The sequence below is a fragment of the Micromonospora sp. NPDC000121 genome (genome assembly GCF_042899165.1).
In the GTDB taxonomy this organism is placed as follows: domain Bacteria; phylum Actinomycetota; class Actinomycetes; order Mycobacteriales; family Micromonosporaceae; genus Micromonospora.
This window is the reverse complement of sequence record NZ_JBIAZP010000008.1, coordinates 201,923-226,535: the sequence shown is the minus strand read 5'-3', so window position 1 is coordinate 226,535 and position 24,613 is coordinate 201,923. Positions and strand designations below refer to the sequence as shown.

Below are 24,613 nucleotides of genomic sequence, written 5' to 3'. Positions count from 1 at the left end.
GCCGTGCGGGCCCGGCGACGGGTCCGACGACGGCGGCACGATCACGGCCGGGCTTTCAGCGGTCGATCCACCAGCCCCGGTCCGGTGCCTCCGTTCAGGAACGGCGCCCGGACCGGCGGGCCGCGCCTAGGCGCAGTACATGGCGCCTGGCGCGCACGACGTCGGGTCCGCCTTCGTCCGCGCGGCGACCGTCTTCTCCAGCTCGCTGACGATGGCGCCGACCCGGACCGAGCTGGCCGGGGCCGCCTTGGTGGTGGCCTTCCGGACCGCACTGCTCATATCTGCCTCCTCGGATCGAGGGCCTGACCGCGGGTGGGCGAGGCCCGGTGACTGGGTAGAGCCTGGCCCCGGCCGCTGTCATCGCGCTGTCATCCCGCTTCCGTCCCTGTCGGGCCGTCCAGCGGACCGGCCCATCCCGCGGATCCGGGCGACCATGCTGGCGGGAGGACCGGCCGCCACCGCCCGGGCACCCGTTCCAGGGCACGACGCGACACCGGCCGCGCGGCTCGTGGGTGCGAGCTGCGCGGCCGGTGTCGGTCGGGGCGCGGGGGACGCGCCGTGCGGGACCGGCCCCGGTCGTCCGCGTCGGATGACCGGGCCGGTCCGTCGCCGGTCAGGTCAGCGGAACGTGGCGGGCCAGCGCGGCGCCGCCGGCCTCGAACGCGGCCAGCAGGCCGTCGGCCGTGCCGCCGGTGGCGGGGACCAGCACCGTCGCCGGGTGGTCGGGGCGCAGCTGCACGGACCGCTCACCGAGCGAACGGTCGCCGTCCCAGGCGTGCAGGTACGCGGTGCCCGCGCGGTCGGCGCGCAGCGTCACCTGGATCCCGCCGGCCACCTGCCGCTGGCCGGTCAGCCGCAGCGCCCGCTCGGGGAGCCGGGCCACGGCGGCTGGCGCGACGCCGTCGTCCGCGGACTGCGCGATGGTCTGCGGGCTGTGCACGCTGCGGGCGGCGGTGTCCGGGAAGACCGGGGCGCTGGGCTGCCGCTGGGCCGGGGTGTACCCGGGCAGGGTCACCAGGCCGTACCGGTACGGGTCGGCGCGGACGCCGGTGAAGGTGGACCAGCCCAGCCGGGACTGGGAGGTCAGGTCCTGGGTGTCCGAGTCGTAGACCAGCACGTTGAAGCCCATCCGGGCCGGGTCGACGGCGTCGGGCAGCACCGCGAACGGGATGCTCGCCTCGATGGTGTAGCCGGCGTACGGCGCGGTGACCTTGCTGACCACCGTCATCCCCGGCGCGGTCGTGGCGCCCGGCCCCTGCCGGTTGTCGGCGTCGCGCTGCCAGCACGGCGGGTCGCCGCCCGCGGGGTCGTCGGTGACCGGGAAGATGCCGGCCTTGAACACGGTCGAGGTGTCCGTCGAGTTCCCCTTCGGGTCGACGATGATCTCGACGCTGTCGGTACGCCGCTGCCGCTTGCAGTCCTGCGGCACCACCTTCTTGCCGAGCACGTCGTCGGTGACCCGGACGAACACCTTCAGCGCGTCCTCCGTCCAGGCGACGCGGCCGGTGGCCGAGGCGTCCTGCGGCGTGGTGGCCTGCCCCTCCCAGATCCGGGACAGGTCCAGCTCCGCGCCGGGGTACTCGCCGGGGGAGTCCACCCCGTCGACGGCGTGGTCGTGCCCGGCGTGCGGCACCTCGCTGGTGGGCACGATCTCCAGGGCGCCGGTCTCGACGGTGCTGCCGGCGGCGCTGGTGGTGGTGATGGTGATGCCGTAGTCGCCGCCGTCGCCGCCCTCGTTGGCGGTCGGCAGGGTGGCGTCGCTGTTGGTGACGGTGAAGGTGACCGCCCCGGTCGCGCCCGGCGCCAGGTCGGCGTAGCTCTTGGTGGCCGCGTCGGCGGTGAAGCCGGCCGGCAGGCCGAGGGTGACGGTGCCGCTCTGCGGGGCCTCGCCGTGGTTGCGCAGGTCGACCCGGACGGTCCGGCTCTTGCCGGAGCCGACGGTGAGGACCGGCTTGATCAGGGTGTCGAGCTGCGGATACCCGCTGTCGCCGGCCCAGGTGCGGAACAGCCCGACCTCGGGCAGCGGCTCCAGGGTGCCGCGTACGTCGGCGACGACCCGGACCGCGCGGTCGGTGCGGCCGGCGCCCTGGCCGGTGGCCAGGTTCGCGCCGACGAGGTGCTGCTCGTTGGTGTCGGCGCCGGCGGGCACGGTCACGGTGAAGGTGGCGGTCCGCTGCGTGCCGGCGGGGACGGCGTCGCGCAGCGCGCCGGAGCCGGTGGCGGTCCAGCCCTGCGGCAGCCGCAGGGAGACCCGCGGCGCGGTGAGCGCCCGGTCGTGCGGGGCCTGGACGTGCGCGGTGACCTCGACGGTCTCGCCGGGGGCGAGATCGAACCGGTCGGCGGTCAGGTAGAACTCGGTGCCCTGGGGAAGCCCGCCGGCCGTCGCCGGCAGCACCGAGCCGCGCAGGATGGCCTCCGGGGAGGTGTCCGCCGGGTCGTACGGGACGCGGCTGTCGACCAGGGTGTAGAAGTCGCAGCGGATCTTCGCGGGGTCGGTGGGGGCGGCGGCGGTGCCGGCCCAGCCCTGGGTGACGTAGTCCCGGCGGGCGTCGACCTCGATCTCGGCCCAGGTCCTGCCGCCGGCGCCCGGGGTGCCCTCCCAGACGCCGAACACCTGGTCGGTCGGGACGGTCGGCACGAAGCTGGACGCGCACTGCGCCCCGGTCGCCGAGCTGCCGGTCCCGCCGGTACGCAGGAACTTCGCCGCCCGGAACGGCTTGAGGCCCTCCTCGGTGAGCTGCTGCGGGAAGGCGGTCGGGTCGGCGGCGGCGTGGAACGCCTCGGCGGCGAACCGGGCGGCCTGCTGGTGGTTGCCGTGGTTGCCGGGCGTCGGCGAGGGGTTCATCGTCATGACGATCTCGGGCCGGGTCTGCCGGATCACCCGGACGATCTGGGCCAGGGTGTCGTCGTGCCCCCAGATCTGTTCGGACAGCGGCGCGGAGGCGGTGTACCAGAAGTCGACGCGGTCGAGGTTGTACAGGTTCTCCACGCCGGCCCGGCCGATCGCGGTGCGCTCCTCGCGCTCGCGGATGATGCCCAGCGGCGGGCCCTCCTCGAGACCGACGGCGTTGCCGCCGCCCTCGCCCCGGGTGATGGTCACGACGCCGGCCTTGGCGCCGTGCTTCTCCTTCCACTGGCCGAGGGTGGCGAGGCTGCCGGCCTCGTCGTCGGGGTGGGCGCTGACGAAGAGGACGTCCAGGTCGACGGTGTCGGTCGGCCGGGCGTCGGTGGGGGCGGCGAGGGCGACGGCCGGCGCCCCGGACAGGGCCAGGGCGAGGGCCGTGGGTAGCAGGAACGACTTGAGTCGCATGCAGGTCCTTTCGCGACACACGAGGTCCGCGCAGCGGCCACCGACGTCGGGCGCGCGGTGGCGCGGACGCGGGGTCGTGGCCGGACGGGGGAGACGGCGGTGGGGGGCGCGGGGCGCGGAGGGGCGCCACGGCACCGGGGTACGCAGCGGCACGGAGATCCGTACACACTGGAAGGCCTTCGCCCGGTGACGCTAGGGACCGGCGCGGCGGCCCGTCAATGCCTTGCAAGGTCTTTCTTAATTTGCGAAAGAAACAAACGAGGGTCATCCGGCCTGCGGTGCCCCGACCGGTGGTGCGCGTGCCCGGCCTCGACGGACTCCGCGAAGGGCGTTTCTGCTGCTGATGAAGGTGGCCGCAAGGTAACGAGACGGTTTCGTTACTTGACTCAATAGTTCGTTCGCCGTAGGAAGGAAGTGTGACTGACGTGGTGACGCCACCGACGAGCCCGGTGAGCCGGGAGCGGTCGAAGGAGATCAAGCGGCTCTCCGTGATCTCCACCGCCCGCCAGGTGCGGGTGCTCTCCCGCGCCGAGCTGACCGAGCTCACCGGCCTGAGCCCCGCCACGCTCACCCCGCTCGTCCGCGAGCTGATCGCCGAGGGCTACCTGATCGAGCGGGGTCCCGGCGCCTCGCGCGCCGGCCGGCCCCGGGCGATGCTGGAGTTCAACCCCCGTGCCGAGCTGGTCGCCGCGGTCTCGCTGGAACCGTCCCGGATCAGCTGCGAGATCGCCGACAGCGACGGCACCGTGATCGCCCACCGCGCGGTACGCCTCGCCGGCGACATCGTCGACACCATCTGCCGCTCGGTGCCCGAGCTGGTCGGCGACGGCCTGCCGGCGCTGCGCGGGGTGGCCGTCGCCGCGCCCGGCATCTCCACCGGCGGCGCCGTCCGCCTGGCCCCCTCGGTCGGCCTCGTGGAGGCGCGGCCGGTGGGGGAGTCGGTGCAGCGCCGGCTCGGGGTGCCGGTGCTGGTGGACAACGACGTGAACCTCATGGCCGCCGGCGAGCACGCGGTCGGCGCCGGCAGCGACGTCGCCGACCTGCTGCTGCTGCACGTCGCCGACGGCATCGGCGCCGGCCTCGTGCTCGACGGGCAGGTCCGCCGGGGCGCCGGCGGGGCCGCCGGCGAGGTCGGCTTCCTGCCGCTGGACCCGGCCGACCGGGGCCACGACGGGATCGGCCCGTTCGAGGCCCGCTGGTCGGAGAACGCCATCGCCGAGCGGGTGGTGGCGCTGGCCCCCGGGCGGCGCCCGGACTCGCCCGTGGCCGCCCTGGTGGAGCTGGCCGCCACCGACGAGCGGGCCGCCGCGTACCTCGACGAGCTGCTCGCGGCCTGGTCCCGGCTGATCGTCTCCTGCGTCTGCGTCGTCGATCCCGGGCGGGTGCTGCTCAGCGGCGCCGCCGCCCAGCTCGACGACGCCGCCGTCGACCGGCTACAGGCGCTCGTCCACGCCGCCGCGCCGAGCGCCACCGACGTCCGTCGGGCGGTGCTCGGCGACCGGGCGGTGCTGCACGGCGCGGTCAGCTACGCCCTCTCCGCTGCCGCCGCGGGCCTGCCCAACCTGTTGCCGGCCCCCTGACCTCACACCACGAACAACGCAGTTCCCCTCACCCCTCGGAGGTACCCCATGAGACGTCGCCTTCTCCTCGCCGGTGCGCTCGCCACCGTCCTCGCCGCCGGCACCGCCTGCGGCGCTGGCGGCGACGAGGCGGCCAGCGGCGGCAGCGCCGAGAAGCTGACCATCTACACCGCGCGCGACAAGAAGGTCTCCGACTACGTCGTGGACCAGTTCACCGCCAAGTACCCCGAGTACAAGGGCAAGGTCGAGATCCTCAACCTCGGTGCCCAGGAGATCCTGGAGCGGGTGCGGGCCGAGAAGGCCAACCCGCAGGCCGACGTCTGGTGGGGCGGCACCCAGCAGGGTCTCGCCGCCGGCGCGTCCGAGGACCTGCTGACCTCCTGGCAGCCGGCCTTCGCCAGCAAGATGGACGCCAAGTACAAGGACGCCGAGGGCCGCTGGTTCGGGGAGATCCTGCTGCCCGAGGTCATCATGTACAACAACAAGGCCCTCACCCCGGAGCAGGCCCCGAAGGACTGGGACGACCTGCTCAAGCCGGAGTGGAAGGACAAGATCATCATCCGGGACGTGGCCGCGTCCGGCACCATGCGGTCGATCTACGCCGCGATGATCGTGCGGCAGTCCCCGGACGGCAGCAACCCGCAGCCCGGCTACGACTGGCTCAAGAAGCTCGACGCCAACACCGGCGCGTACGCGGCCAACCCGACCGACCTCTACCTGAAGCTGTCCCGCCAGCAGGGCACGCTCAGCGCCTGGAACCTGCAGGACATCCTGCTGCAGGCCCACCAGTCGAACATGCCGTTCGGCTACGTCATGCCGGCCTCCGGCGCCCCGGTGCTGGTCGACGGCCTGGCCGCGGTCAAGGGCGGCAACAGCGAGGGCGCGCAGAAGTTCATCGAGTTCCTCTTCGACGACAAGCTCCGCGCCGACCTGGCCAAGGACTACTACCAGATCCCGGCCGTGGACATCGCCGAGAAGCCGGAGTGGCTGGCCCAGCTCCAGCTCAAGCCGCTGGACGTCGACTGGAACGTGATCGGCAAGAACGAGACCGAGTGGATTAACCACTGGAACAGCCAGATCAAGAACAAGGGCTGACCGCCCGGGCGCCGGGGGCGGGCCCGTCCCGCCCCCGGGTCACCGGCGCCCGCCCCCGGGGCGCCGGTCCGGTGTGAGAGGCGAGCCCCTCTCACACCGGAGGCGTCGGGAAGCCGCCCTTCCTGCCGTCTCCCGCCCCCATCCCACGACCGACCAGGTCCGGTACCGCACGAAGGAGAGGACCTCATGATCGATGTCACGCTGGAGTCGGTGAGCAAGCGCTTCGCGCGCGGCGGCGACACCGCGGCCGTGGACGACGTCGACATCACCATCGCCGCCGGGGAGTTCTTCACGCTGCTCGGCCCGAGCGGCTGCGGCAAGACCACCACCCTGCGCATGGTGGCCGGGTTCTACTTCCCCACCTCCGGGCGGATCCGGTTCGGCGCCGAGGACGTGACCCGCCGGCCGCCGAACAAGCGCGACACCGGCATGGTGTTCCAGAACTACGCGCTCTTCCCGCACATGAGCGTCGCGCAGAACGTCGCGTACGGGCTGAAGATCCGCAAGGTCGGCCGGGCCGAGTCGCGGCGCCGGGTCGAGGAGGCCCTCGGGCAGGTGCACCTCGCCGGCTACGGCGACCGCCGCATCGACGAGCTCTCCGGCGGCCAGCAGCAGCGGGTGGCCCTGGCCCGGGCCCTGGTGATCCGGCCGCGTACCCTGCTGCTCGACGAGCCGCTGTCCAACCTCGACGCCAAGCTGCGCGAGGAGACCCGGGTGGAGATCCGTCGCATCCAGCGCGAGGCCGGCACCACCTCCATCTACGTCACCCACGACCAGGCCGAGGCGATGGCCATGTCGGACCGGATCGCGGTCATGCAGTCCGGCCGGGTGCAGCAGATCGGCGCCCCGCAGGAGATCTACCACCGCCCGGCGACGAGCTTCGTGGCCCGCTTCATCGGCCGCAGCAACGTGCTCTCCCTGCCGGTGGTCGGCGCCGCCGAGCAGTCCGTCACGGTGAAGCTGCCGGGCGGCGGCGAGATCGCCGCGCCCGCCCCGACCGGGCACGGCCTGCGCGAGGGCGACACCGCGCTGGTGTCGGTGCGCCCCGAGCACATCGGCATCACGTCGGCCACCGACGCGGACGCGCTGCCCGGCCGGGTCACCGAGGTGGAGTTCACCGGCATGGCCACCAACCTCGTGGTCGACGTGGCCGGCGAGCCGGTGCAGGTCGCCGCGATCGACGTGCCGGCCGGGCTCGCCGCCGGCGATCAGGTCGGGCTGCGGCTCAACCGCGAGCGGATGTGGGTGGTGCGGCCGTGAGCACCATCCCCGCCACCCCCAGCCCGGCCACCGTCGCCCCGGTCACCGGCGAGCCGACGCCCCCGCGCGCGCCGCGCCGCCGCCTCGCCGACCGGTTCGCCGGCGGCACCGGCTCCCGCTGGTTCCCGTACGTCCTGGTCTTCCCGCTCGCGCTGATCCTCTTCGGGTACGTGGTGCAGCCGATGTTCGCCACCTTCGCCGAGAGCGTCGGCGTCGACGGGGTGGAGAACTACGGCGCCTTCCTCAGCGGCGACGGCGTGGCCCGCTCGTCGCTGGTCACCTCGCTGGTCATCTCCGCGGCCAGCGTCCTGCTCTGCGGCATCGTCGGCGTGGCGATGGCCTTCCTGCTCAAGCGGTTCTCGTTCCCCGGCCGCCGGCTGATCGAGGCGATCATCCTGGTGCCGGCGGCCCTGCCGCCGCTGATCGGGGCCATCTCGTTCCAGTTGCTCTACAGCGAGACCGGCATCCTCCCGCGCGGGCTCCAGCAGCTCTTCGGCACCGAGAACCCGGTGCTGCCGTTCAGCGGCATCGCCGGGGTGCTGGTGGTGCACACCTTCACCATGTACCCGTACTTCTACCTGTCCGCCTCCGCCGCGCTCGGCGGGATGGACCCCTCGGTGGAGGAGGCCGCGTACAACCTGGGGGCCGGCCGCGTGCGGGTGTGGCGCACGGTGCTGCTGCCGATGCTCACCCCGGCGCTGGTCTCCGCCTCGCTGCTGGTCTTCATGACCTCGCTGGCCTCGTACACCGCCCCGCTGCTGTTCGGGGTGGACCAGACGATGACCATGCAGATCTACATCAACCGCACCAACGGCGACCTGCCGATGGCCTCCACGTACGCCTCGGTGCTCGGTGTGGTCTCGGTGCTGTTCCTGCTCGGCATGCGCTGGTACGAGGGGCGGCGCAGCTACCGCTCCCAGTCCAAGGGCGTCGCCGCGCACCGGCGGGAGATCACCAACCCATTCGGCAAGTGGCTCGCGCTGGTGGCGTCGATCCTGGCCACCGCCGTGCTGCTCGCCCCCGTGGCGACCATCGCCCTGGTGGCGTTCTCCGCCGACGGCTCCTGGACCACCGAGGTCATCCCGGCGGCGTACACCACGCAGAACTTCGTCACCATCTTCTCCGACCCCGAGGCGTTCCAGCCGATCCTCAACTCGCTGCAGATGAGCCTCATCGCGACCGTCGGCTGCGTCGTGGTCGGCGTGCTCATCGCGTACGCGGTGCGGCGGCTGGACTTCCGCGGCCGGGGACTGCTGGACGTGGCGGTCATGCTGGCCTGGGCGCTGCCCGGCACGGTGGTGGCGATCAACCTGATCTCGGCGTTCAGCACCGGCAACGCGTTCAGTTTCGGGCAGGTGCTGATCGGCACCTTCTGGATCATGCCGCTGGCCTACTTCGTGCGGTTCCTGCCGCTGGTGTTCCGGTCCAGCTCGGCCACCCTGGCGCAGATCGACCCGTCGCTGGAGGAGGCCGCACGCAACCTGGGCGCGTCCTGGTGGCGGGCGTTCGGCACGGTCACCCTGCGGCTGATGCTGCCCGGCGTGGTGGCCGGCGCGCTGCTCGCCTTCGTGCACGGCGTCGGCGAGTTCGTCGCCTCGGTGCTCATCTACACCTCCGAGACCGCGCCGATCTCCGTCGAGATCAACAACCGGATGTACTCGTTCGAGGTCGGCACCGCCGCCGCGTACGGCATGCTCCAGGTGGTCCTGATCTTCGTGGTGATGGTGGTCTCCGGCCGGCTGGAGGGCGGCCGGCGCTCCAGCCGGGAGGCGGCGCGGTGGACGGCGTGAGCGCGGCCTGGCCGGCGGGCGGCGGGCTGGTCCCCGCCGCCCGGATCCCCGGCGGGGACCTGGCGGCGGTGGCCGAGGCGGCGGACTTCGCGGTCCTGCCGGTCGGCGCGGTCGAGTGGCACGGCCCGCACCTGCCGCTCGGCACCGACCTGATCCTCGCCCAGGGCTTCGCCGCCGAGAGCGCGGTGCCGTCCGGCGGCGCGACCCCGCCCGGCGGACCCGGGACGGCGGCGGGTCCGCGCGGGGTGCTGTTCCCCGCCGTGCCGTACGCCGCCTGCCCCGGCCAGACCCGGCCGTGGCCCGGCACCGTGGCGATCCGTCCGGAGATCGCGGTCGGCTACCTGGCCGACGTGATCGAGGGCATCGTGGCGGCCGGCTTCCCCCGGTTGCTGATCGTCAACGGGCACGACGCCAACATGTCCACCGTCCGGGCCGCCATGGAGTGGGTCTCCGGGCGGCGCACCGCCAGCCTGCTGCTGGTCAACTGGTTCCAGCTGGTCACCCCGGCCGAGACCGCCGAGCTGTACGGGCCGCTGCCGGCCCGCGGCCACGGCGGGGCGTACGAGACCGACGGGGTGCTCGGCTTCGACCCCGGCGCGGTGCGCCTCGACGCGGTGGCCGACCTGCCGCCGAGGCCGAAGCTGCCGGTGACCCACCCGTACGTGCTGGTGGAGTCCCGGCCCGACCCGTGGCAGGGCTGGTCCGGGCACGTCTCGCTGGCCGGCGAGGAGACCGGCCGGCGGGTCCGGGAACTGGCCGCGACCCGGCTGCGCGAGGTCGTCGCCGCCTGGGTGGCCGCCCCGCTACCCGCCCCGCCCACCGACGCCCCGCTGCCGGCCGACGCCCCGTCTGGCGCAACCCCGCCGCCCACGGACGTGCCGCCCACGGACGTCCCGCCCGCCGGCACCCCGCCGGTCGGCGGGCCCGAGCCCGAGGAGGCACCGTGACCGTCGACCGCGGACTCGACGTCGTCGACTTCCACCTGCACTTCCGCATCGGCGCCGACGAGACGATCCGGGCGTGCGAGCACGCCGCCGGCATGCACCCCGGCGGCGAGCACGAGCGCGCCGTCCGGGCCGCCGGCTCCGCCCCGTACGCGGCGCAGTGGCGGCAGGCGTGGGGTTTCCCCGACCCCGAGCCCCCCGCGTCGCGGTGGCAGGACGAGGCGGACCGGTGGGCGCAGGAGCTGCGCGCCGTCAACATCCGTCGGGCCGTGTTCGTCACCGGCGGCGGCAACGACACCGTTGCCGACGTGGTGGACCGCCACCCCGACCTGCTGCTGGGCTTCGCCCACCACGACCCGTACGGCCCGGACGCCTCCGCCGAGCTGGAACGCGCGGTGGTCGAACGCGGCCTGCGCGGGCTGAAGCTCTTCGCCCCGCTGCTGCGCGGCCCGCTCGACGACGAGGCCCTCGACCCGCTCTGGGGCACCGCCCAGCGCCTCGGCGTGCCGGTGCTGATCCACATCGGCCACTACGGCAGCGCCGGCGGCCTGTCCCACGGCCGGTACGGCGGCCCCGACGAGCTGGCCCGGATGGCCCGCCGCTTCCCCGAGCTGGCCGTGGTGGTGCCGCACTTCGGCGTCCAGCACGTGCAGGACCTGCTCTTCGCCGCCTGGGGCTGCCCGAACATCCACGTCGACACCTCCGGGTCGAACCAGTGGGTGCGCTGGATGCCGTACAAGCTGACGCTGGACGAGCTGTTCCGGCGCTGCTACGAGACCATCGGCCCGCACCGGATCGTGTTCGGCAGCGACTCGTCGTGGTTCCCGCGCGGCTACGTCACCCGCTACCTCGACGACCAGCTGCGGATCTGCCGCGAGCTGGGCCTGCCCGACGACCACCTGCGCGCGATCTTCGCCGGGAACGCCGAGCGCCTGCTCGGCCTCGACCACTGACCGGCTGACGACCGGGCGCGGCGGGTGACCGGCGCGCCCGGCACGGAAGGAAGTAGAGAACCGTCATGAGCACACCCGCGCTGACCACCTACCAGCGGCACCACCTCCGGCCGACCTACGACCACCACGTCGGGAACCTGTTCCCGGCGATGGTGCGGGCCAGCCAGGCGCACGTGGTGATGCTGACCGAGCAGGGACTCATCCCCGCCGACCGTGGCGCCCGGCTGCTGCGCGGGCTGGCCGAACTGCGCGCCGACACCGCCCCGGCGCCGGAGTTCGACGGCACGTTCGAGGACACCTACTACCTGATGGAGAAGCGGCTGGCGCAGGCGTGCGGCATCCCCACGTCCGAGCTGGACGTGCAGATGGCCCGCAGCCGCAACGACCTCGACGCCGGGGTGTTCCGGATGCTGCTGCGCGACCAGCTCCTCGGGGTCCTCGACCGGGTCCTCGCCGCCGGCGCGACCGCCCTGGACTCCGCGCACCGGTACGCCGACGTGGTGATCACCGGCTACACCCACCGCCGGCCGGCCCAGCCCACCACCATCGGGCACGCGCTCGCCGGCTACGCCGAGGCCCTCGCGGGGGAGGCCGTCGCGTACGCCGACCTGATCGACCAGCTCAACACCTCGCCGCTGGGCTCCTGCGCCTTCGCCGGCACCGACCTGGACATCGCCCCCGCCCGCGTGGCCGAGCTGCTCGGCTTCGGCGGCCTGGTCACCAACTCCTACGAGGCGGTGGCCGGCGCCGACCACCTCGTCCGGGTCGGCACGCTCAACGCCCAGGCCCTCGCGACCGGCGCCCGGCTCGCCCGCACCCTGATGGACTGGCTGAGCTGGCGGTGGGTGACCACCCCCGGCGACTTCACCCAGGGCAGCAGCATCATGCCGCAGAAGCGCAACCCGGTGGTGCTGGAGCACCTCGTCTCGATGGCCGGCGCCACCGCCGCCGACGCCGCCTCGGTGCTCAACAACGTCGGCGCGGCCTGGTGGGAGGACTCCAACAACGCCACGACCGACGTGCAGGTCCGGCTCTGGGAGAGCAACGACCGCACCGACCGGTTCTTCGCCCTGCTCGGCGGCTTCCTCGCCGAGATCGAGCCGCTCGCGCCGCCGTCGGCCGAGGAGATCGTCGCCTCCGGCGCCACCACCACCGCCGCCGCGGACGCGCTGACCCGGCACGGGGTGCCGTTCCGGGCCGCCCACTCGGTGGTCGGCCGGCTGGTGCGCGGCGGCGCCCCGGACACCTGGACCGCGCAGACCGTCCGCGCGGCGGCCGAGGGGATCGCCGACGGGCTCGACGACGCCGCCGTCGCCGACCTGATCGCCGCCGCCGTACGCCCCGAGCTGGTGCTCGACCGCGCCCAGGTCGACGGCCCCGGCGCGGACGCCGTCCGGGCCCAGGTGGCGGTGCTGCGCGGCACCTTCGACACCGTCGCCGGCCGGCTAGCCGCCGTTCGGGACCGCCTGGCCGCCGCCGACAAGGCGCTGGACGCGGTCGCCGCCGAGCGGGCGGGCCGATGAGCGCCGGCGCGGGGGTCGTGCCCACGGGGACGGGACGGTGAGCGTGCGGCTGGCCGGTCGGGCGGCCGAGGCAGCCGCGGTGGCCGGCGACGCGGGCGTGCTGCTCGGCATCGACTTCGGCGGCACCAAGATGGCCGTCGGGGTGGCCGACGGGCAGGGGCGGCTGCTGGCCCGGGAGCGGGTCCCGACGTACGCCGAGCGGGGTGCCCCGCAGGCCCTGGACCGGGCCCTGGAGCTGGCCGCGAGGCTGGTGGGGGAGGTCGGCTCGCCGGTCGTCGCGGCCGGCATCGCCTCCCCCGGCGTGGTCCGGCCCGACGGGATCGACCTGGCCCCGAACGTGCCCGGCTGGGACCGGCTGCGGCTCGCCGACGCGGTCCGGGACCGGTTGGCGGTGCCGGCGGTGGCGGTCGACAACGACCTGAACGCCGCCGCCCTGGCCGAGCTGCGGATCGGCGCGCTGCGCGACGCCGACCCCGGCCTGGTGGTGGGCCTCGGCACCGGCGTCGCGGCGGCGGTCACGGTCCGCGGGGCGGTACTGGCCGGTCACCACGGGGCGGCAGGCGAGATCGGCTACGCCGTGGCCGGCGGCCCGTGGCCGGGCACCATGCTGGAGCTGGACTTCTCCGGCCGGGCGCTGGACGGCCTCGCCGACTCGCTCGGGCTGCCGGGCGGCGCGTCCGCGCTGGCCGCCGCCGCCGAGCGCCCGGGCCCGGCCCGGGACGCGCTGACCGCCCGGGTGGACGAGCTGGCCCGGCACCTCGTCACCTCCTGCCTGCTGCTCGACCCGCAGCGGGTGGTGCTGGTCGGCGGGGTGGCCGGCAACGGGCTGATCCGCGGCCTGCTGGGGGAGCGGCTCGCGGCGGTCCTGCCGTACCCGCCGGAGGTGGTCCTGTCCCGGTTCGCCGACGATGCCGCGCTGCTCGGCGCGGTCATCCTCGCCCGCGAGGCGGTCCCGACCCCCCGGTGACCGGTCCCGGCCCGTGCCTGCCGGTACGGGCCGGACCGGCCGGTGACACCTGGCGCCGACAGACGGCGGCCGGCTCCCGCACCGGGGGCCGGCCGCCCCGTCGTTGTCGGTGCCCGTCGGTAGGGTGCCGCTCGTGACGCACACCGACTGGTCAGACGTACGCGCGCGGCTCGCCCGGCTGGCCGCCCACCCCGACGGTGACAAGGTCTTCGGCGCCCACGCGCACCGGTGGACGCTGGAGCCGCCGCTGCGCGCCGAGGAGTTGGCCGAGCTGGAGGGGCAACTGCGGGTCGAGTTGCCCGAGGAGTACCGCTCGTTCCTGCTCACCGCCGGCCGGGGCGGCGCCGGGCCGACCTACGGGCTGTTCCCGCTGCGCAGGGTGGACGGTCGCTGGGCGTGGGAGGGCGACGGCGCCGACCTCACCGATCGGGACACGCTGCACCAGCCGTTCCCGCACACCGAGGCGTTCAACCCGGCCGACGGGCTGCCCGAGCCGCCCGACGAGGAGGATTACGACACCGTCGAGGCCTTCAACGAGGCGGAGGACGCCTACTGGGAACGGCACGACAGCGTGGTCTGCGTCCCCGACCACTCGATCGGGCTGCTCTACCTGTGCCACCTCGGCTGCGCGATGCGCGAGGCGCTGGTGGTCAGCGGCCCGGCACGCGGGCAGATGTGGGCCGACGACACCGTCGACAGCGCCGGCTTCCGGCCGCTGCTCGACTCCGACGGCACGCCGTTGGGTTTCGCCCGCTGGTACCGGCGCTGGCTGGACGAGGCCGACGCCGCCCTGGCCTGAGCTGGCCGCCCGGATCGCCGGGCCGGCCTGAGCTACGGCAGCACGCCGGTCACGACGACCGCCGCACCCGGCAGGCGGGTGCGGCGGCGATGTTCGGCACCGAACGGGCGCGTACGTCCGGCTCGGCCCGAGGCGCGGCGCGCTACGCCGCCGACGCGGCCGGCCGGGGGCGTCGCGCCGGCCCGGCCGCGGCCGGCCAGTCGGTACGGTCCGCCTGCCTCGGGACGCTGGGCGACGACGGCTGCCCGGCGGAGTCGGCCCGGGCCACGCGCAGCGCGTGCTGGGCGTTGTTCCACGCCGGGCAGGGCCAGGCCTGGCCTGCGCAGAGCAGGTTGCGGCACCCGCCCTCCCCGTCCGGCTCGTGGGCGTCGGCCACGTCCAGGGCGAGCTTCCACAGCAGTGGGTCGGTCACCTCGTCGGGACGGTCGGCCTGGCGGTCGGACCGGTCGGTGCTGGTGTCGGACACGAGTGTTCCCCCCTCGGGCGCAGGTGCGACTTCCACCTTCTCCATTTTCCGTGCCGGTGAAACCTTCCACCCCGGCACAGCGTCGCAGGTGCCGGGCGTGCGTCCGGGGAGGCTCGCGCGGTCAGGTCAGGTCGAGCTGCACGGTGGCGCTCTCCCCGGCGCGCGTCGACCGCCGGACCATGCCGTCACCGTCGGTGGTCAGCGGGTCACCGGATGGCCGAGGAGGTCCGCGCGCCCCGCTCCCCGGACGCCACGGGTGCTGATGACCGCGGTCGTGGCGGTCGGTGTCTGCGCGACCACCCGCACCTCGGTGCGGCCGTCGCGGCCCCGGACGCTGGTCAAACACTACACCGTGCCCGACCACGGTCAGCCCCGTGGCCGGGGCCGGGCAGGACGGCGGTCGGCTCGGCGGCGCCGGCGGAGGCCAGGTCGGCGCCGGGGGATCCCGCCGTGCGGGCTGTTGATGACGAGCGGCACGCATTCCGGCGACAGGAAGTGGTGGCCATCGAAGTGCTCCACGTGGGCGTGACCGCCGTCGTCCATGTCGGCCATGTCGCGCAGGTGGTCGGCGAGGAGCGCCGACCGGTCGCGCCTGGGCCGAGGGCTGCCGAGGGTTTAACGCCGCGGGGGACGCTGCGCGGCGCTCAGGTAGGCGACCAGGAGATCGACGATCTCGGTGGTCAGGGTGTCGATGTCGTCTGGCTGCTGGCTGACCCAGCGGTGGACCAGGGACTCGATGACCGCCACCACGACGCGGGCGTTGCGTGCGGGTTCGGCGAGGTCGAGGGCAGGGTCCTGGCGCAGGAGCTGCTCGACGGCGTCGGCGGCGTCGCGTTCGGCCTGGCGGAATCGGGCCAGCAGCTCGGGCGGGCGTGGGGACTCCTCGAACAGCACCCTGTGCAGGCGCGGGTCGCGGGTGTGCAGGTCGGCGTACGCGGCGACCGTCGCGGGCAGCCACTGCGTCAGCGTCGCAGGGGTGGGGATGTCGGCGAGGGCCGCTCGCACGGCTGCGGCGCTCTCGTCGATGTGCGCGAGCGCGAGGGTGAGCAGGATCGAGTCCTTGTTCGGGAAGTACTGGTACACCGAGCCGACGGAGAGCCTCGCGGCCTCGGCGATGCGGTCGGTGGTGCCCGCGGCATGCCCGTAGTCGGCGAAAACGCGAGCCGCGGCGTCGAGGATGCGCTGACGGGTCTGCCAGGAGCGTTGCTGCTGGGGCGTCTTCCTGGGCTGATGCGGTGACGACCGAGGAGGCAATCGAACTCCCGAATGCGAGTACCAGAAAGCGAGGGATTCCTCATACCATAGCCGAGAGCTGCGGAAACTTGCCTACCCGCGATGCGGTGAGCAGGGCGCGGCTGGAATGAAGAACTCCCGGGGAGGGTCCGATGGCGGTCGCGCCGTACACCTACGACGACGTCACGCACTGGCACGCCTATCAGCGGTTCTATCCCGCACAGTTGCGCGTTACCGCGGTCAACGCCCCGGCGGAAGAGTGGTGGCGGTGGCGCGGCAGGGCCGTACACCTGGACCGGCTGGCGGCGCCCGACGCGCCGGCCAAGCTCGTCCTGCTGCACGGTGCGGGCGGATACGGACGCATGCTCGCGCCCTACGCGCGCCTGCTGACCCGCACCACACCGCTGGAGGTGGTGGCGCCGGACCTGCTCGGCTACGGGCTGAGCAGGACCGACAAGCGACCGGTCAGCTACCAGGAGTGGATCGACTGCGTGGCCGATCTCGTCGTGGCCGAGAAGGCACGCGACGGCCGGCCGGTGTTCCTGCTGGGGGCGAGCATGGGTGGGATGCTGGCCTACTCGGTCGCCGCCCACGGGGATGTCGCCGGCCTGGTCGTGACCTGCCTGCTCGACCCGCGCGACGTCGCGGTCCGGATGCGGATGACCCGTCTGCCCATCATGGGAAGGACGGCGCCGCCGATGTTGCACCACCTGCGCTGGCTGGGCCGGGTCCACATCCCCATGCGCTGGGTGGCGAACATGGGCGCGATGAGCAACGACCCCTCCTTGACGGCGTTGGTCGCGTCAGATCCCTCCGGCGGCGGCAACCGCGTCTCGCTGACGTTCCTCCGCACCTTCCTCTCCTCGGCTCCACCGGTGGAACCGGAACAGTTCACCGCCTGCCCGGTGCTGATGACCCACCCGGCGGCCGACCGCTGGACCCCGCCGGAGCTGAGCATGCCTTTCTTCGGGCGCATCGCCGCACGCAGGCATCTGGTGCTGTTGGACGAAGCCGGGCACCTGCCGATCGAGGAACCGGGCCTCTCCCAGATGAGGCAGGCCATCGACGGCTTCGTCAGCCAGCTACTGCCGACATGACAGAGATCGAGGGTGTGCCGCCGCCGGCGGTGTCCTCGTCGGCGACGAGCGCGTGCGGGGAAGGGGGCGAGATCCGAGCGGCACAGCGGCTGCCAGAGCGATCGTCGGTCGGTACATAGGATGTGACCGATGGCAACTGACAACCTGTCACCGCAGCGCTGGTACAGCCTGGCCGGATGGGCAGACGTCGACCCGGCTCGGCACTCGTTCGACCCCGCGGGGGCGCCGGCCATCGTGCGATCCCTGGCGCCTCCCGTACCCGCCGTGCCACTTGCCGCGCAGGATGCAGCGTGGCCCGATGACCACGCCGCGCGCGAGGACGCGTTCCAGTGGAACATGGCGATGACTGATGCCCTTGTCGGCCACTACGGTGCCTGGGCTTACGGCTGGCACTGGTCCCTCGGGGTCGACGACTACGTCGGCGAGCTGGTCGGCAGGTGGGACTTCTGGGCGCCAATCTCCACCTCACCGGCGGAGACTCTGCTCCTGGTTGCCGACGCGCTGGTCGAGTGGCGGCGTTGGCTGGAGAACCTGGCCGAGCGGTTCGACCGGTTCCTGCCGCGTCTCCAAGGGGTGGCCGAGCAGGGCGAGATCGTCGCCGTCTGGGAAACGGCGATCGCTCATCTGATGACCACCACGGTGGCCCGCGTCGAGGACGAGGACGGGTGGCAGGCCTGGTGCGCGCGGGTCCTCACCTGGTTCCTCAACGCCGCGGGAGTGCCGGAGCAGCGGAGCGCGGCGCTGGTTAACAGGGCGCTGGGCGCACGGTTCGACGGCTGGGTGCGGCTGTCGGTCGCCGACGTCGCCGATGTCGCGGAGCGGCTCGCCAGGGAGGTCGCCGGCCTGGCGAGCGGCGGGATCCCGCGCGCGGGCCAGGGCGGAGACGACTGGCCCGACACGTGGCCGGACGGGTGGCCGTCGTGGCGTGCGACGAACCTCCCCCGTGTCCATAGCTAGTGCCTCGTCACCTGGACGCGCAGATGGAGGCCGTGTCGTCGCTCTCGGCGATCACCAGGCCGTTCCGGACGGCTCCCGGCATGCCGTCAACGCTGTGCCGTTGGGTCGGCTCCCCGTCAGCTGCGCGGCCCGGCACCCTTTGGTGGCACCGGAACTCGTCCGTCTGATCGATGCCTGAACGGGAAGACTTCACGTGATCTTCCTAATTTGCATACTTCTGTAGATCATCTTATCGGTCACCCCGATCCGTCTGACCAGTTTGGAGATCAACGATGCCGTACCGTTCTTCGACTCCGATCAGTACGTTGCCTTCACTTTTGTTGATCAGACAGGGAGGCAGCGGTGCACGCTGGTCCGGAGTCGTCCGTCGTCATTCGACGGATCGGCGATCTGGTGCGCGGGCGGTACGGCCAGGCGCTGATCGTGTTCCTCACGGTCGTGCTCGTGGCGACGCTGGCCGAGTGGGGGGCGCGGCGACCCGCGGTCGCGGCACCCCCGTCGGCCACGCAGGCCACCCCGACGGTGCTGGAGCGGCCGGACGAGACGGCGGCGTTGATCACCGCCCGGATGACCGGCAAGCGGGTGCTGATCACCGGTCTCACCTCGGAGACCTCCCAGTTCTGGGCGCTGCCGTCCGGCGCCGTGACCGCGGAGATCGCGGCCGGCCCGGTCCGGATGCGGAACGGGACCGGCGGCTGGACCGACGTGGACCTGACGCTGCACCGGCGTGGGGACGGATCGGTCGCACCGATTGCCCACCCGTACGGGTTGACGTTCTCGGGCGCCGCCGGAGCCGGTGAGCACGCCCTGGTCACGCTGGGCGCGACCGGGAACCGCGCCACGCTCGGCTGGACCGGCGCGCTGCCCGAGCCCGTGCTCGACGGCAACCGCGCCACCTACCCGGACGTCCGTCCCGGGGTGGACCTGGAGGTCACCGCCACCCGCACCGGCTACCAGCAGCTGCTCATCGTGAAGGACCGGGCGGCGGCGGCCCAGGTACGCCGGATCCGGCTGCCCTGGCGTACCGAGGGCGCGACGGCGCGGACCGACGGCGCCGGCGGGCTCGAGATCCGCAACCGCTCGGGCAAGCGGATCGGCAGCGTCGGCGCCCCGTTGATGTGGGACGCCGCGGTCGACCCCGCCTCCGGAGAGCACCGCCGGCGCGCGCCGGTCGGGCTCCGCCTCGACGGCCAGGGCGACCGGACCGGGCTGGTGTTGGAGCCGGACCAGGACTTCCTCGCCGACCCGGCCACCAGCTACCCGGTGACCATCGACCCATCTCAGAGCATCGGTGCCAACTTCGACGCGTTCGTGCAGTCCAGCTTCACCTCCGACCAGTCCGCGGCGACCGAACTGAAGCTCGGCACGTACGACGGCGGCACCACGAAGGCTCGATCCTTTCTCCGCTTCGACAGCGTCAACACCTGGCTCTGGGACAAGCAGGTGCAGTCGGCGACGCTGAGCCTGTGGGAGTTCCACTCGTACTCCTGCACCGCCAGGTCCTGGGAGGCGTGGCGGGTCGGCGCGGTAAGCACGGCGACCCGCTGGACCGCCCAACCGACGTGGGACGCCAAGGTCGGCACCTCCACCGAGACGAAGGGCTACAGCACCACCTGCGGCGACGGCTGGGTGAACGTGACGGTGGCCGACGCCTTCCAGCACGCCGCCGACGCCCACTCGACGTCGGTGAACATCGGCATCCGGGCGACCTCGGAGACGGACAACTACTCCTGGAAGCGGTTCAACTCCCGGGAGGCGGCGGCCAACCCGCCGAAGCTGAGCATCACCTACCAGTCGAAGCCGGTGGTCAGCGCGCTGGCGACGGTGCCGACGACGGTCTGCGCCACCGGCACCGGCCGGCCGTACGTCAACAGCCGGACGCCGCAGCTCCGCGCCAAGATCACCGACGGGGAGTCGTCGCCGGTCAGGGCCAGGTTCGAGTGGCAGACCAGCGCCGGCGCGCTGCTCGGCTCCAGCGTGGTCGGTCCCGGTGCCTCCGGCTCCTGGCTCGCGGCCACCGTGCCCTCCGGAGCCTTCGCCGAGGGCGGCACCTACAGGTGGCGGGCCCGGGGCAACGACGGTACCGTGGACGGCCCGTGGTCGGCCACCTGCGAGTTCACCGTGGACACCACCGCACCGTCGGCGGCGCCGACGGTCTCCTCGACGTCGTACCCGGCGGGTCAGTGGGGTGGCGCGGCGGGCACCGCCGGCACCTTCACCTTCGGCGCGTCGGGCGTCACCGACGTGGCGGCGTACGAGTACGGCCTCAACGTCAACCCGCCGAACCTGAGCGTCAACGCGCCCAGCCTCGGCGCGGGCGCCAGCGTCTCGATCACCCCGAGCGCGGACGGACCGCAGACCCTCTACGTGCGCAGCCGGGACCGGGCCGGCAACCAGTCGGCGATCCGCAGCTACTCGTTCTCGGTGGGGGCAGGTGCGGTCACCGGCCCGAAGACGGGCGACGTCACCGCCGCGAAGGTCGCGGTCACCGGTGTCGGCCGGTCGACGGCGACCGGCGTCACCTACCAGTGGCGGCGGGGCGACAGCGACCCGTGGGCGACCGTCCCGGCCGCCGACGTGACCGTGGCCGCCGGCGGCGGCGCCGTGGCCTGGCCGCTGCCGACCAGCGGCTCCGGCGCCTTCCCGAAGCTGAACTGGGATGTCGAGGCCACCCTGGCCGCGGTGGACGCCGAGTCGGTGCCCCGGGACGGGCCGGTGCAGGTGCGGGGCAGCTTCACCGGCGGCGCCGGCGGCTACTCCAGTAGTGTGAAGATCACCTTTGACCGGGCGCAGGCATCGGCGGAGTCCGAGCAGATCGGCCCCGGTTCGGTCAACCTGCTCACCGGCAACTACACCCTCGCCGACACCGACGTCTCGGTCGACGCGCCCGGGAGCGACCTGACCGTCACCCGCTCCTACAACACCCGTCGGGTGGCGCAGACCGACCCCGCAGAGATGTTCGGGCCCGGCTGGGTCTCCGGCGCGGTGGTCGACGAGGCCGACGCCGGCTACACCTCGCTCTCCGTCTACGGCTCCCTGGTCCAGGTCGGGCTGCCGGACGGTGACACCATCGGGTTCACCCGGCGCAGCACCACCGCCTTCGACCCGGAGATCGGGATGGAGGCGCTGACGCTGTCGCACGACGCCGTGGCCGACGCGTACACGCTGCGGGACCTCGACGGGCAGGTGGCGGTCTTCACCCGGGTCACCGGTACCACCGCCGGGAAGTACTTCCCGACCTCGGTCACGGTGCCCGGCGACAACCAGACGGTCAGCTACAGCTGGGAGCGGGTCACCGTCGCGGGCAAGGAGATCGTCCGGCCGACCCGGATGCTCGCCCCGGTCGCCGACGGCGTCGCCTGCACCACGCTGGCCCGCGGGTGTCGCGCCCTGACCTTCAGCTACGCGACGGCCACCACCGCCACCGGCACGGACGAGCCGGGCTGGGGCGACTACCTCGGCCGGGTCCGGGAGATCACGTTCACCGCCTGGGATCCGGACCTGGCCACGCCGGCGATGCGTACCGTGCCGATGGCGCGGTACGCCTACGACAACTCCGGCCGGCTGCGGGCCTCCTGGGACCCGCGGCTGGACTGGAACGACGCCGGCACCGTCCGGCACGTCGCGGACACCTACACCTACGGGGCCGACGGCGTCCTCTCCGCGACCACCCCGGCCGGTCAGGAGCCGTGGCAGTTCAGCTACACCACCGTCCCCGGCGACCCGGGCACCGGGCGGCTGCACCGGGTGACCCGGTCCGCGCTGGCCGCCGGCGCCGCCACCACCACCGTCGTCTACCAGGTGCCGACCAGCGGCACCGGCGCCCCGTACGACCTTTCCCCCAGCCAGACGGCGCGCTGGGGGCAGACCGAGGCGCCGACCGACGCCACCGCCGTCTTCCCGCCCGACCAGGTGCCCGGTGGCGACCCGGCCACGGGGACGCTGCCGGCGTCCTGGGAGCACGCCGAGGTGACCTACCTCGACGCCAACGCCCGTGCGGTCAACGAGGTCGACCCGGGCGGGCACACCACCGCCACCTGGTACGACCAGTGGGGGAACAGCGTGCGGTCGCTGACCGCCGCCAACCGGGCCCGGGCCCTGGACGCCTCCGCGTCGGACACCTCCCTCCAGGAGGCGACGTTGGCCGAGAAGCTCTCCTCGGTCAACAGCTACTCCGCCGACGGCCGGCTGCTGCTCGCCGAGACCGGACCGGAGCACGACGTGGTGATCGGCAGCGGTGCCACCGTTCGCGGCCGGTCGGTCATCCGGTACACCCACGACGAGGGGGCACCCACCACGGGCGCTCCGTACCACCTGGTCACCACACAGGACGAGCTGGTCCGGTACTGGGGTGCCGGGGGCGTGGTCACGGAGACCGACCTGCGCCGCACCACGAAGGCGTACAACTGGACGCTGCGGCAGCCGACCGTGCTGACCGTCGACCCCGGTGGCAAGGCCCTGACGACCCGGATCGGCTACGACGCGGAGACCGGGCTGCCGAACTCCACCACCCTGCCGGCCGGCGGCACCTCGACCACCACCCCGTACACCCGGCAGACGGTCGCCTACCGGGCGACGTCCGGCTCAGGCTACGCCGAGTGCGACCTGCGGCCGGAGTGGGCCGGCCTCACCTGCCGTACCCAGCCCGGCGGGCAGCCGGCGACCGGGCCGGAGGTGCCGTACTCCGTCACCACCTACGACCTCTACCACCAGCCGCGGACGATCACCGAGAAGACCGGAGCCGGTGTCCTGCGGACCACCACGACCACGTACGACGGCGCCGGCCGGGTCCGGGAGACGGCGGTGACCGCGGCGGCCGGGCTGGGCGCGGCGGTCCCCGTGCAGCGCAGCAACTACGATCCGGCCACCGGAACGCTGACCCGGGTCCAGTCGGTGACCGGCGGCACGGTCACCGCCGAGGTCGTGCGCGGCTACGACCGGCTCGGGCGGCAGGTCTCCTACACCGACGCCGACGGCAACACCTCGACCACCGGGTACGACCTGCTCGGGCGGGTGTCGACCAGTTCGGACGGAAAGGCTACCCGGACCTACCGCTACGACGGCGTGGATGGTCGCCGCGACCTGCTCACCGCGGTCGACGACGGGCAGGTCGGCACCTTCAGCGGCGGCTACGACGCCGACGGCAACCTGGTGTCGGAGACCTGGCCCAACGGCGTGGTGGTCAGCACCGAACATGACGAGACCGGCACCCCGGTGGGCCTCACCTACACCCGCCCGGGCTGTGGACAGGCCGACTGCACACTGTTCAGCGAGGCGGTCACCGAGTCGGGCCACGGCCAGTGGCGGCGGCACGTCTCGACCCTGTCGGACCAGGCCTACGGCTACGACGCCGTCGGCCGCCTGACCAGCGTCGAGGACACCGTCGGCGAGCAGTGCACCACCCGCACGTACGCGTTCAGCACGGCCAGCAACCGCGCCTCGACCACGACGTACGCCCCCGGGTCCGACGGTGCCTGCCAGAGCACCGCCGCGGCCGGCACGCGGAGCTGGAGCTACGACACGGCCGACCGGGTGACCAGCACCGGGTACGGGTACGACGCGCTCGGCCGGACAACCACCGTGCCGGCGGCCGACACCGCCGTGCCGGCGAGCGGGAACCTGACCGTGGCCTACCACGTCACCGACCTGGTGGACCGGATCACCCAGGGCGCGCGGACCACCGACTACACCCTCGACGTGACGGGCAACCGGATCCGGTCCTGGACGGACAACGCCTCCGGGGTGGCCGTGCAGGCGGTCCACCACTACGACGACGACAGCGACAACCCGGCCTGGACCCAGGAGTCGGCGGGCCACTGGACGCGGGCGGTGACCGGCCTGTCGGCGCTGGCCGCCATCTGGCACAGCGACAGTGGCCAGGCCGAGTGGCAGCTGCGCAACCTGCACGGCGATCTGGTGGCCAGCATCCGCCCCGGCGACCAGGGGCTCTCCGCCACGTCGGAGAGCACGGAGTACGGCGCACCGCGCAACCCGGACGACGCGGGGACGCAGCGCTACGGGTGGCTGGGCGCGAACCAGCGGGCAGCGGACACTCCGGCCGGCATCGTCCTGATGGGGGTACGGCTCTACAACCCGACCACGGGTCGGTTCCTCCAGACCGACCCGGTGTACGGCGGCAACGCCAACCCGTACGACTACTGCTCCGGCGACCCGGTCAACTGCTTCGACCTCGACGGACGGTTCGGCTGGGGCAAGTGGCTCGACCGCACCGGCGCGGTGCTCGGCTTCGCGGCGATGTTCGGCTGCGGCCCGTGCGCGGTGATCTCCGCCGGGATCTCGCTGGGCCGGGGCATCTACAAGATCCGCAAGGGCGACCGCAGCGGGTGGGTCGACCTCGTCGGAGTGGGCACCTTCGGCGCCGCCAAGGCGCTGCGCTACGGCGGCAAGTTCGTCAAGAACCGGCGGATCAAGAACGCGCCGAAGGGAGTCCCGGGTCGCAGCAAGTACTACAAGAAGAAGCGGAAGCAGGCTGCCGCCAAGAACCGCCGGTACCAACGGAAGGTGGTCCGCCGGGCAGACCGGATCGACACCGGCTGGGGTGTCTGGTCGTCCTACACGGCGGGCCGGGACGGATACCGTGACTACCGCAGCTGGCGCAAGAAGCGCAGGAGGTGACGG

General features: G+C 73.5%; 17 protein-coding genes. 12 read left to right on the top strand and 5 right to left on the bottom strand.

All coding sequences use genetic code 11. The features are described from left to right. Nucleotides 1–126: 126 nt before the first annotated feature. A complete protein-coding gene (locus ACFY23_RS22985; protein ID WP_350685524.1) occupies nt 127–279 on the bottom strand; it encodes a hypothetical protein in 153 nt (50 codons plus the stop codon). 334 nt (nt 280–613) lie between these two features. Then, nucleotides 614–3,310, bottom strand: a complete 2,697-nt coding sequence (locus ACFY23_RS22980) for a sugar-binding protein (RefSeq protein WP_350819351.1) — start codon at nt 3,308–3,310, stop codon at nt 614–616. A gap of 416 nt (nt 3,311–3,726) precedes the next feature. Here ACFY23_RS22980 and ACFY23_RS22975 point away from each other — a divergent pair, with 416 nt between their 5' ends. From ACFY23_RS22975 to ACFY23_RS22935, 9 genes are all read left to right on the top strand, one after another. Further along, entirely contained in the window at nt 3,727–4,890 is a 1,164-nt protein-coding gene (locus tag ACFY23_RS22975) for an ROK family protein (RefSeq protein WP_350685585.1), read from the top strand. A gap of 48 nt (nt 4,891–4,938) precedes the next feature. Next, nucleotides 4,939–5,985 carry an extracellular solute-binding protein gene (locus tag ACFY23_RS22970; RefSeq protein WP_350685584.1) on the top strand — a complete coding sequence of 349 codons (1,047 nt, stop codon included), beginning with the start codon at nt 4,939–4,941 and terminating at the stop codon, nt 5,983–5,985. Nucleotides 5,986–6,171: 186 nt separating this feature from the next. Next, the gene (locus ACFY23_RS22965; protein WP_350685582.1) at nt 6,172–7,245 is read left to right on the top strand and encodes an ABC transporter ATP-binding protein; all 1,074 of its coding nucleotides are present in this window, start codon (nt 6,172–6,174) and stop codon (nt 7,243–7,245) included. Beyond that, on the top strand, nt 7,242–9,035 hold the full coding sequence (locus ACFY23_RS22960; RefSeq protein WP_350685580.1) for an iron ABC transporter permease: 1,794 nt from the start codon (nt 7,242–7,244) through the stop codon (nt 9,033–9,035). Before ACFY23_RS22965 ends, ACFY23_RS22960 begins: the two co-directional genes overlap by 4 nt. Beyond that, on the top strand, nt 9,032–9,982 hold the full coding sequence (locus ACFY23_RS22955) for a creatininase family protein (RefSeq protein ID WP_350685578.1): 951 nt from the start codon (nt 9,032–9,034) through the stop codon (nt 9,980–9,982). Before ACFY23_RS22960 ends, ACFY23_RS22955 begins: the two co-directional genes overlap by 4 nt. Continuing rightward, nucleotides 9,979–10,932, top strand: a complete 954-nt coding sequence (locus tag ACFY23_RS22950) for an amidohydrolase family protein (RefSeq protein ID WP_350685576.1) — start codon at nt 9,979–9,981, stop codon at nt 10,930–10,932. Before ACFY23_RS22955 ends, ACFY23_RS22950 begins: the two co-directional genes overlap by 4 nt. Nucleotides 10,933–10,997: 65 nt before the next feature. Next, the gene (locus ACFY23_RS22945; protein ID WP_350685575.1) at nt 10,998–12,455 is read left to right on the top strand and encodes a lyase family protein; all 1,458 of its coding nucleotides are present in this window, start codon (nt 10,998–11,000) and stop codon (nt 12,453–12,455) included. Nucleotides 12,456–12,492: 37 nt separating this feature from the next. Further along, the gene (locus ACFY23_RS22940) at nt 12,493–13,422 is read left to right on the top strand and encodes an ROK family protein (protein WP_350819352.1); all 930 of its coding nucleotides are present in this window, start codon (nt 12,493–12,495) and stop codon (nt 13,420–13,422) included. Nucleotides 13,423–13,555: 133 nt separating this feature from the next. Next, nucleotides 13,556–14,221, top strand: coding sequence for an SMI1/KNR4 family protein (locus tag ACFY23_RS22935; protein ID WP_350687578.1), 666 nt, complete (start codon nt 13,556–13,558; stop codon nt 14,219–14,221). Between the two features lie 142 nt (nt 14,222–14,363). Here the strand turns inward: ACFY23_RS22935 and ACFY23_RS22930 are convergent, their stop codons facing one another. The 3 genes from ACFY23_RS22930 to ACFY23_RS22920 all read right to left on the bottom strand — a co-directional run bounded on the left by ACFY23_RS22930 (nt 14,364) and on the right by ACFY23_RS22920 (nt 15,941). Further along, entirely contained in the window at nt 14,364–14,687 is a 324-nt protein-coding gene (locus ACFY23_RS22930) for a hypothetical protein (protein ID WP_350819354.1), read from the bottom strand. A gap of 198 nt (nt 14,688–14,885) precedes the next feature. Beyond that, nucleotides 14,886–15,029 carry a hypothetical protein gene (locus ACFY23_RS22925; protein WP_350686848.1) on the bottom strand — a complete coding sequence of 48 codons (144 nt, stop codon included), beginning with the start codon at nt 15,027–15,029 and terminating at the stop codon, nt 14,886–14,888. Between the two features lie 273 nt (nt 15,030–15,302). Next, on the bottom strand, nt 15,303–15,941 hold the full coding sequence (locus ACFY23_RS22920) for a TetR/AcrR family transcriptional regulator (RefSeq protein ID WP_350686846.1): 639 nt from the start codon (nt 15,939–15,941) through the stop codon (nt 15,303–15,305). A gap of 131 nt (nt 15,942–16,072) precedes the next feature. On the opposite strand from ACFY23_RS22920, the gene ACFY23_RS22915 reads away from it, so the two are divergent. The 3 genes from ACFY23_RS22915 to ACFY23_RS22905 all read left to right on the top strand — a co-directional run bounded on the left by ACFY23_RS22915 (nt 16,073) and on the right by ACFY23_RS22905 (nt 24,610). After that, a complete protein-coding gene (locus ACFY23_RS22915) occupies nt 16,073–17,017 on the top strand; it encodes an alpha/beta hydrolase (RefSeq protein ID WP_350686844.1) in 945 nt (314 codons plus the stop codon). Nucleotides 17,018–17,146: 129 nt separating this feature from the next. Beyond that, nucleotides 17,147–17,974 (top strand): hypothetical protein, encoded by an 828-nt coding sequence (locus ACFY23_RS22910; protein WP_350686843.1) that lies wholly within the window; start codon nt 17,147–17,149, stop codon nt 17,972–17,974. Nucleotides 17,975–18,316: 342 nt separating this feature from the next. Further along, complete coding sequence (locus tag ACFY23_RS22905; protein WP_350819356.1) at nt 18,317–24,610, top strand: DNRLRE domain-containing protein; 6,294 nt, start codon at nt 18,317–18,319, stop codon at nt 24,608–24,610. Nucleotides 24,611–24,613 lie beyond the last annotated feature (3 nt).

Bases quoted from the DNA above. Each gene is read 5' to 3' on its own strand.
- ACFY23_RS22910 (WP_350686843.1), top strand. From the start codon at position 17,147: ATGGCAACTGACAACCTGTCACCGCAGCGCTGGTACAGCCTGGCCGGA.
- ACFY23_RS22980 (WP_350819351.1), bottom strand. From the start codon at position 3,310: ATGCGACTCAAGTCGTTCCTGCTACCCACGGCCCTCGCCCTGGCCCTG.
- ACFY23_RS22985 (WP_350685524.1), bottom strand. From the start codon at position 279: ATGAGCAGTGCGGTCCGGAAGGCCACCACCAAGGCGGCCCCGGCCAGC.
- ACFY23_RS22915 (WP_350686844.1), top strand. From the start codon at position 16,073: ATGGCGGTCGCGCCGTACACCTACGACGACGTCACGCACTGGCACGCC.
- ACFY23_RS22970 (WP_350685584.1), top strand. From the start codon at position 4,939: ATGAGACGTCGCCTTCTCCTCGCCGGTGCGCTCGCCACCGTCCTCGCC.
- ACFY23_RS22945 (WP_350685575.1), top strand. From the start codon at position 10,998: ATGAGCACACCCGCGCTGACCACCTACCAGCGGCACCACCTCCGGCCG.
- ACFY23_RS22965 (WP_350685582.1), top strand. From the start codon at position 6,172: ATGATCGATGTCACGCTGGAGTCGGTGAGCAAGCGCTTCGCGCGCGGC.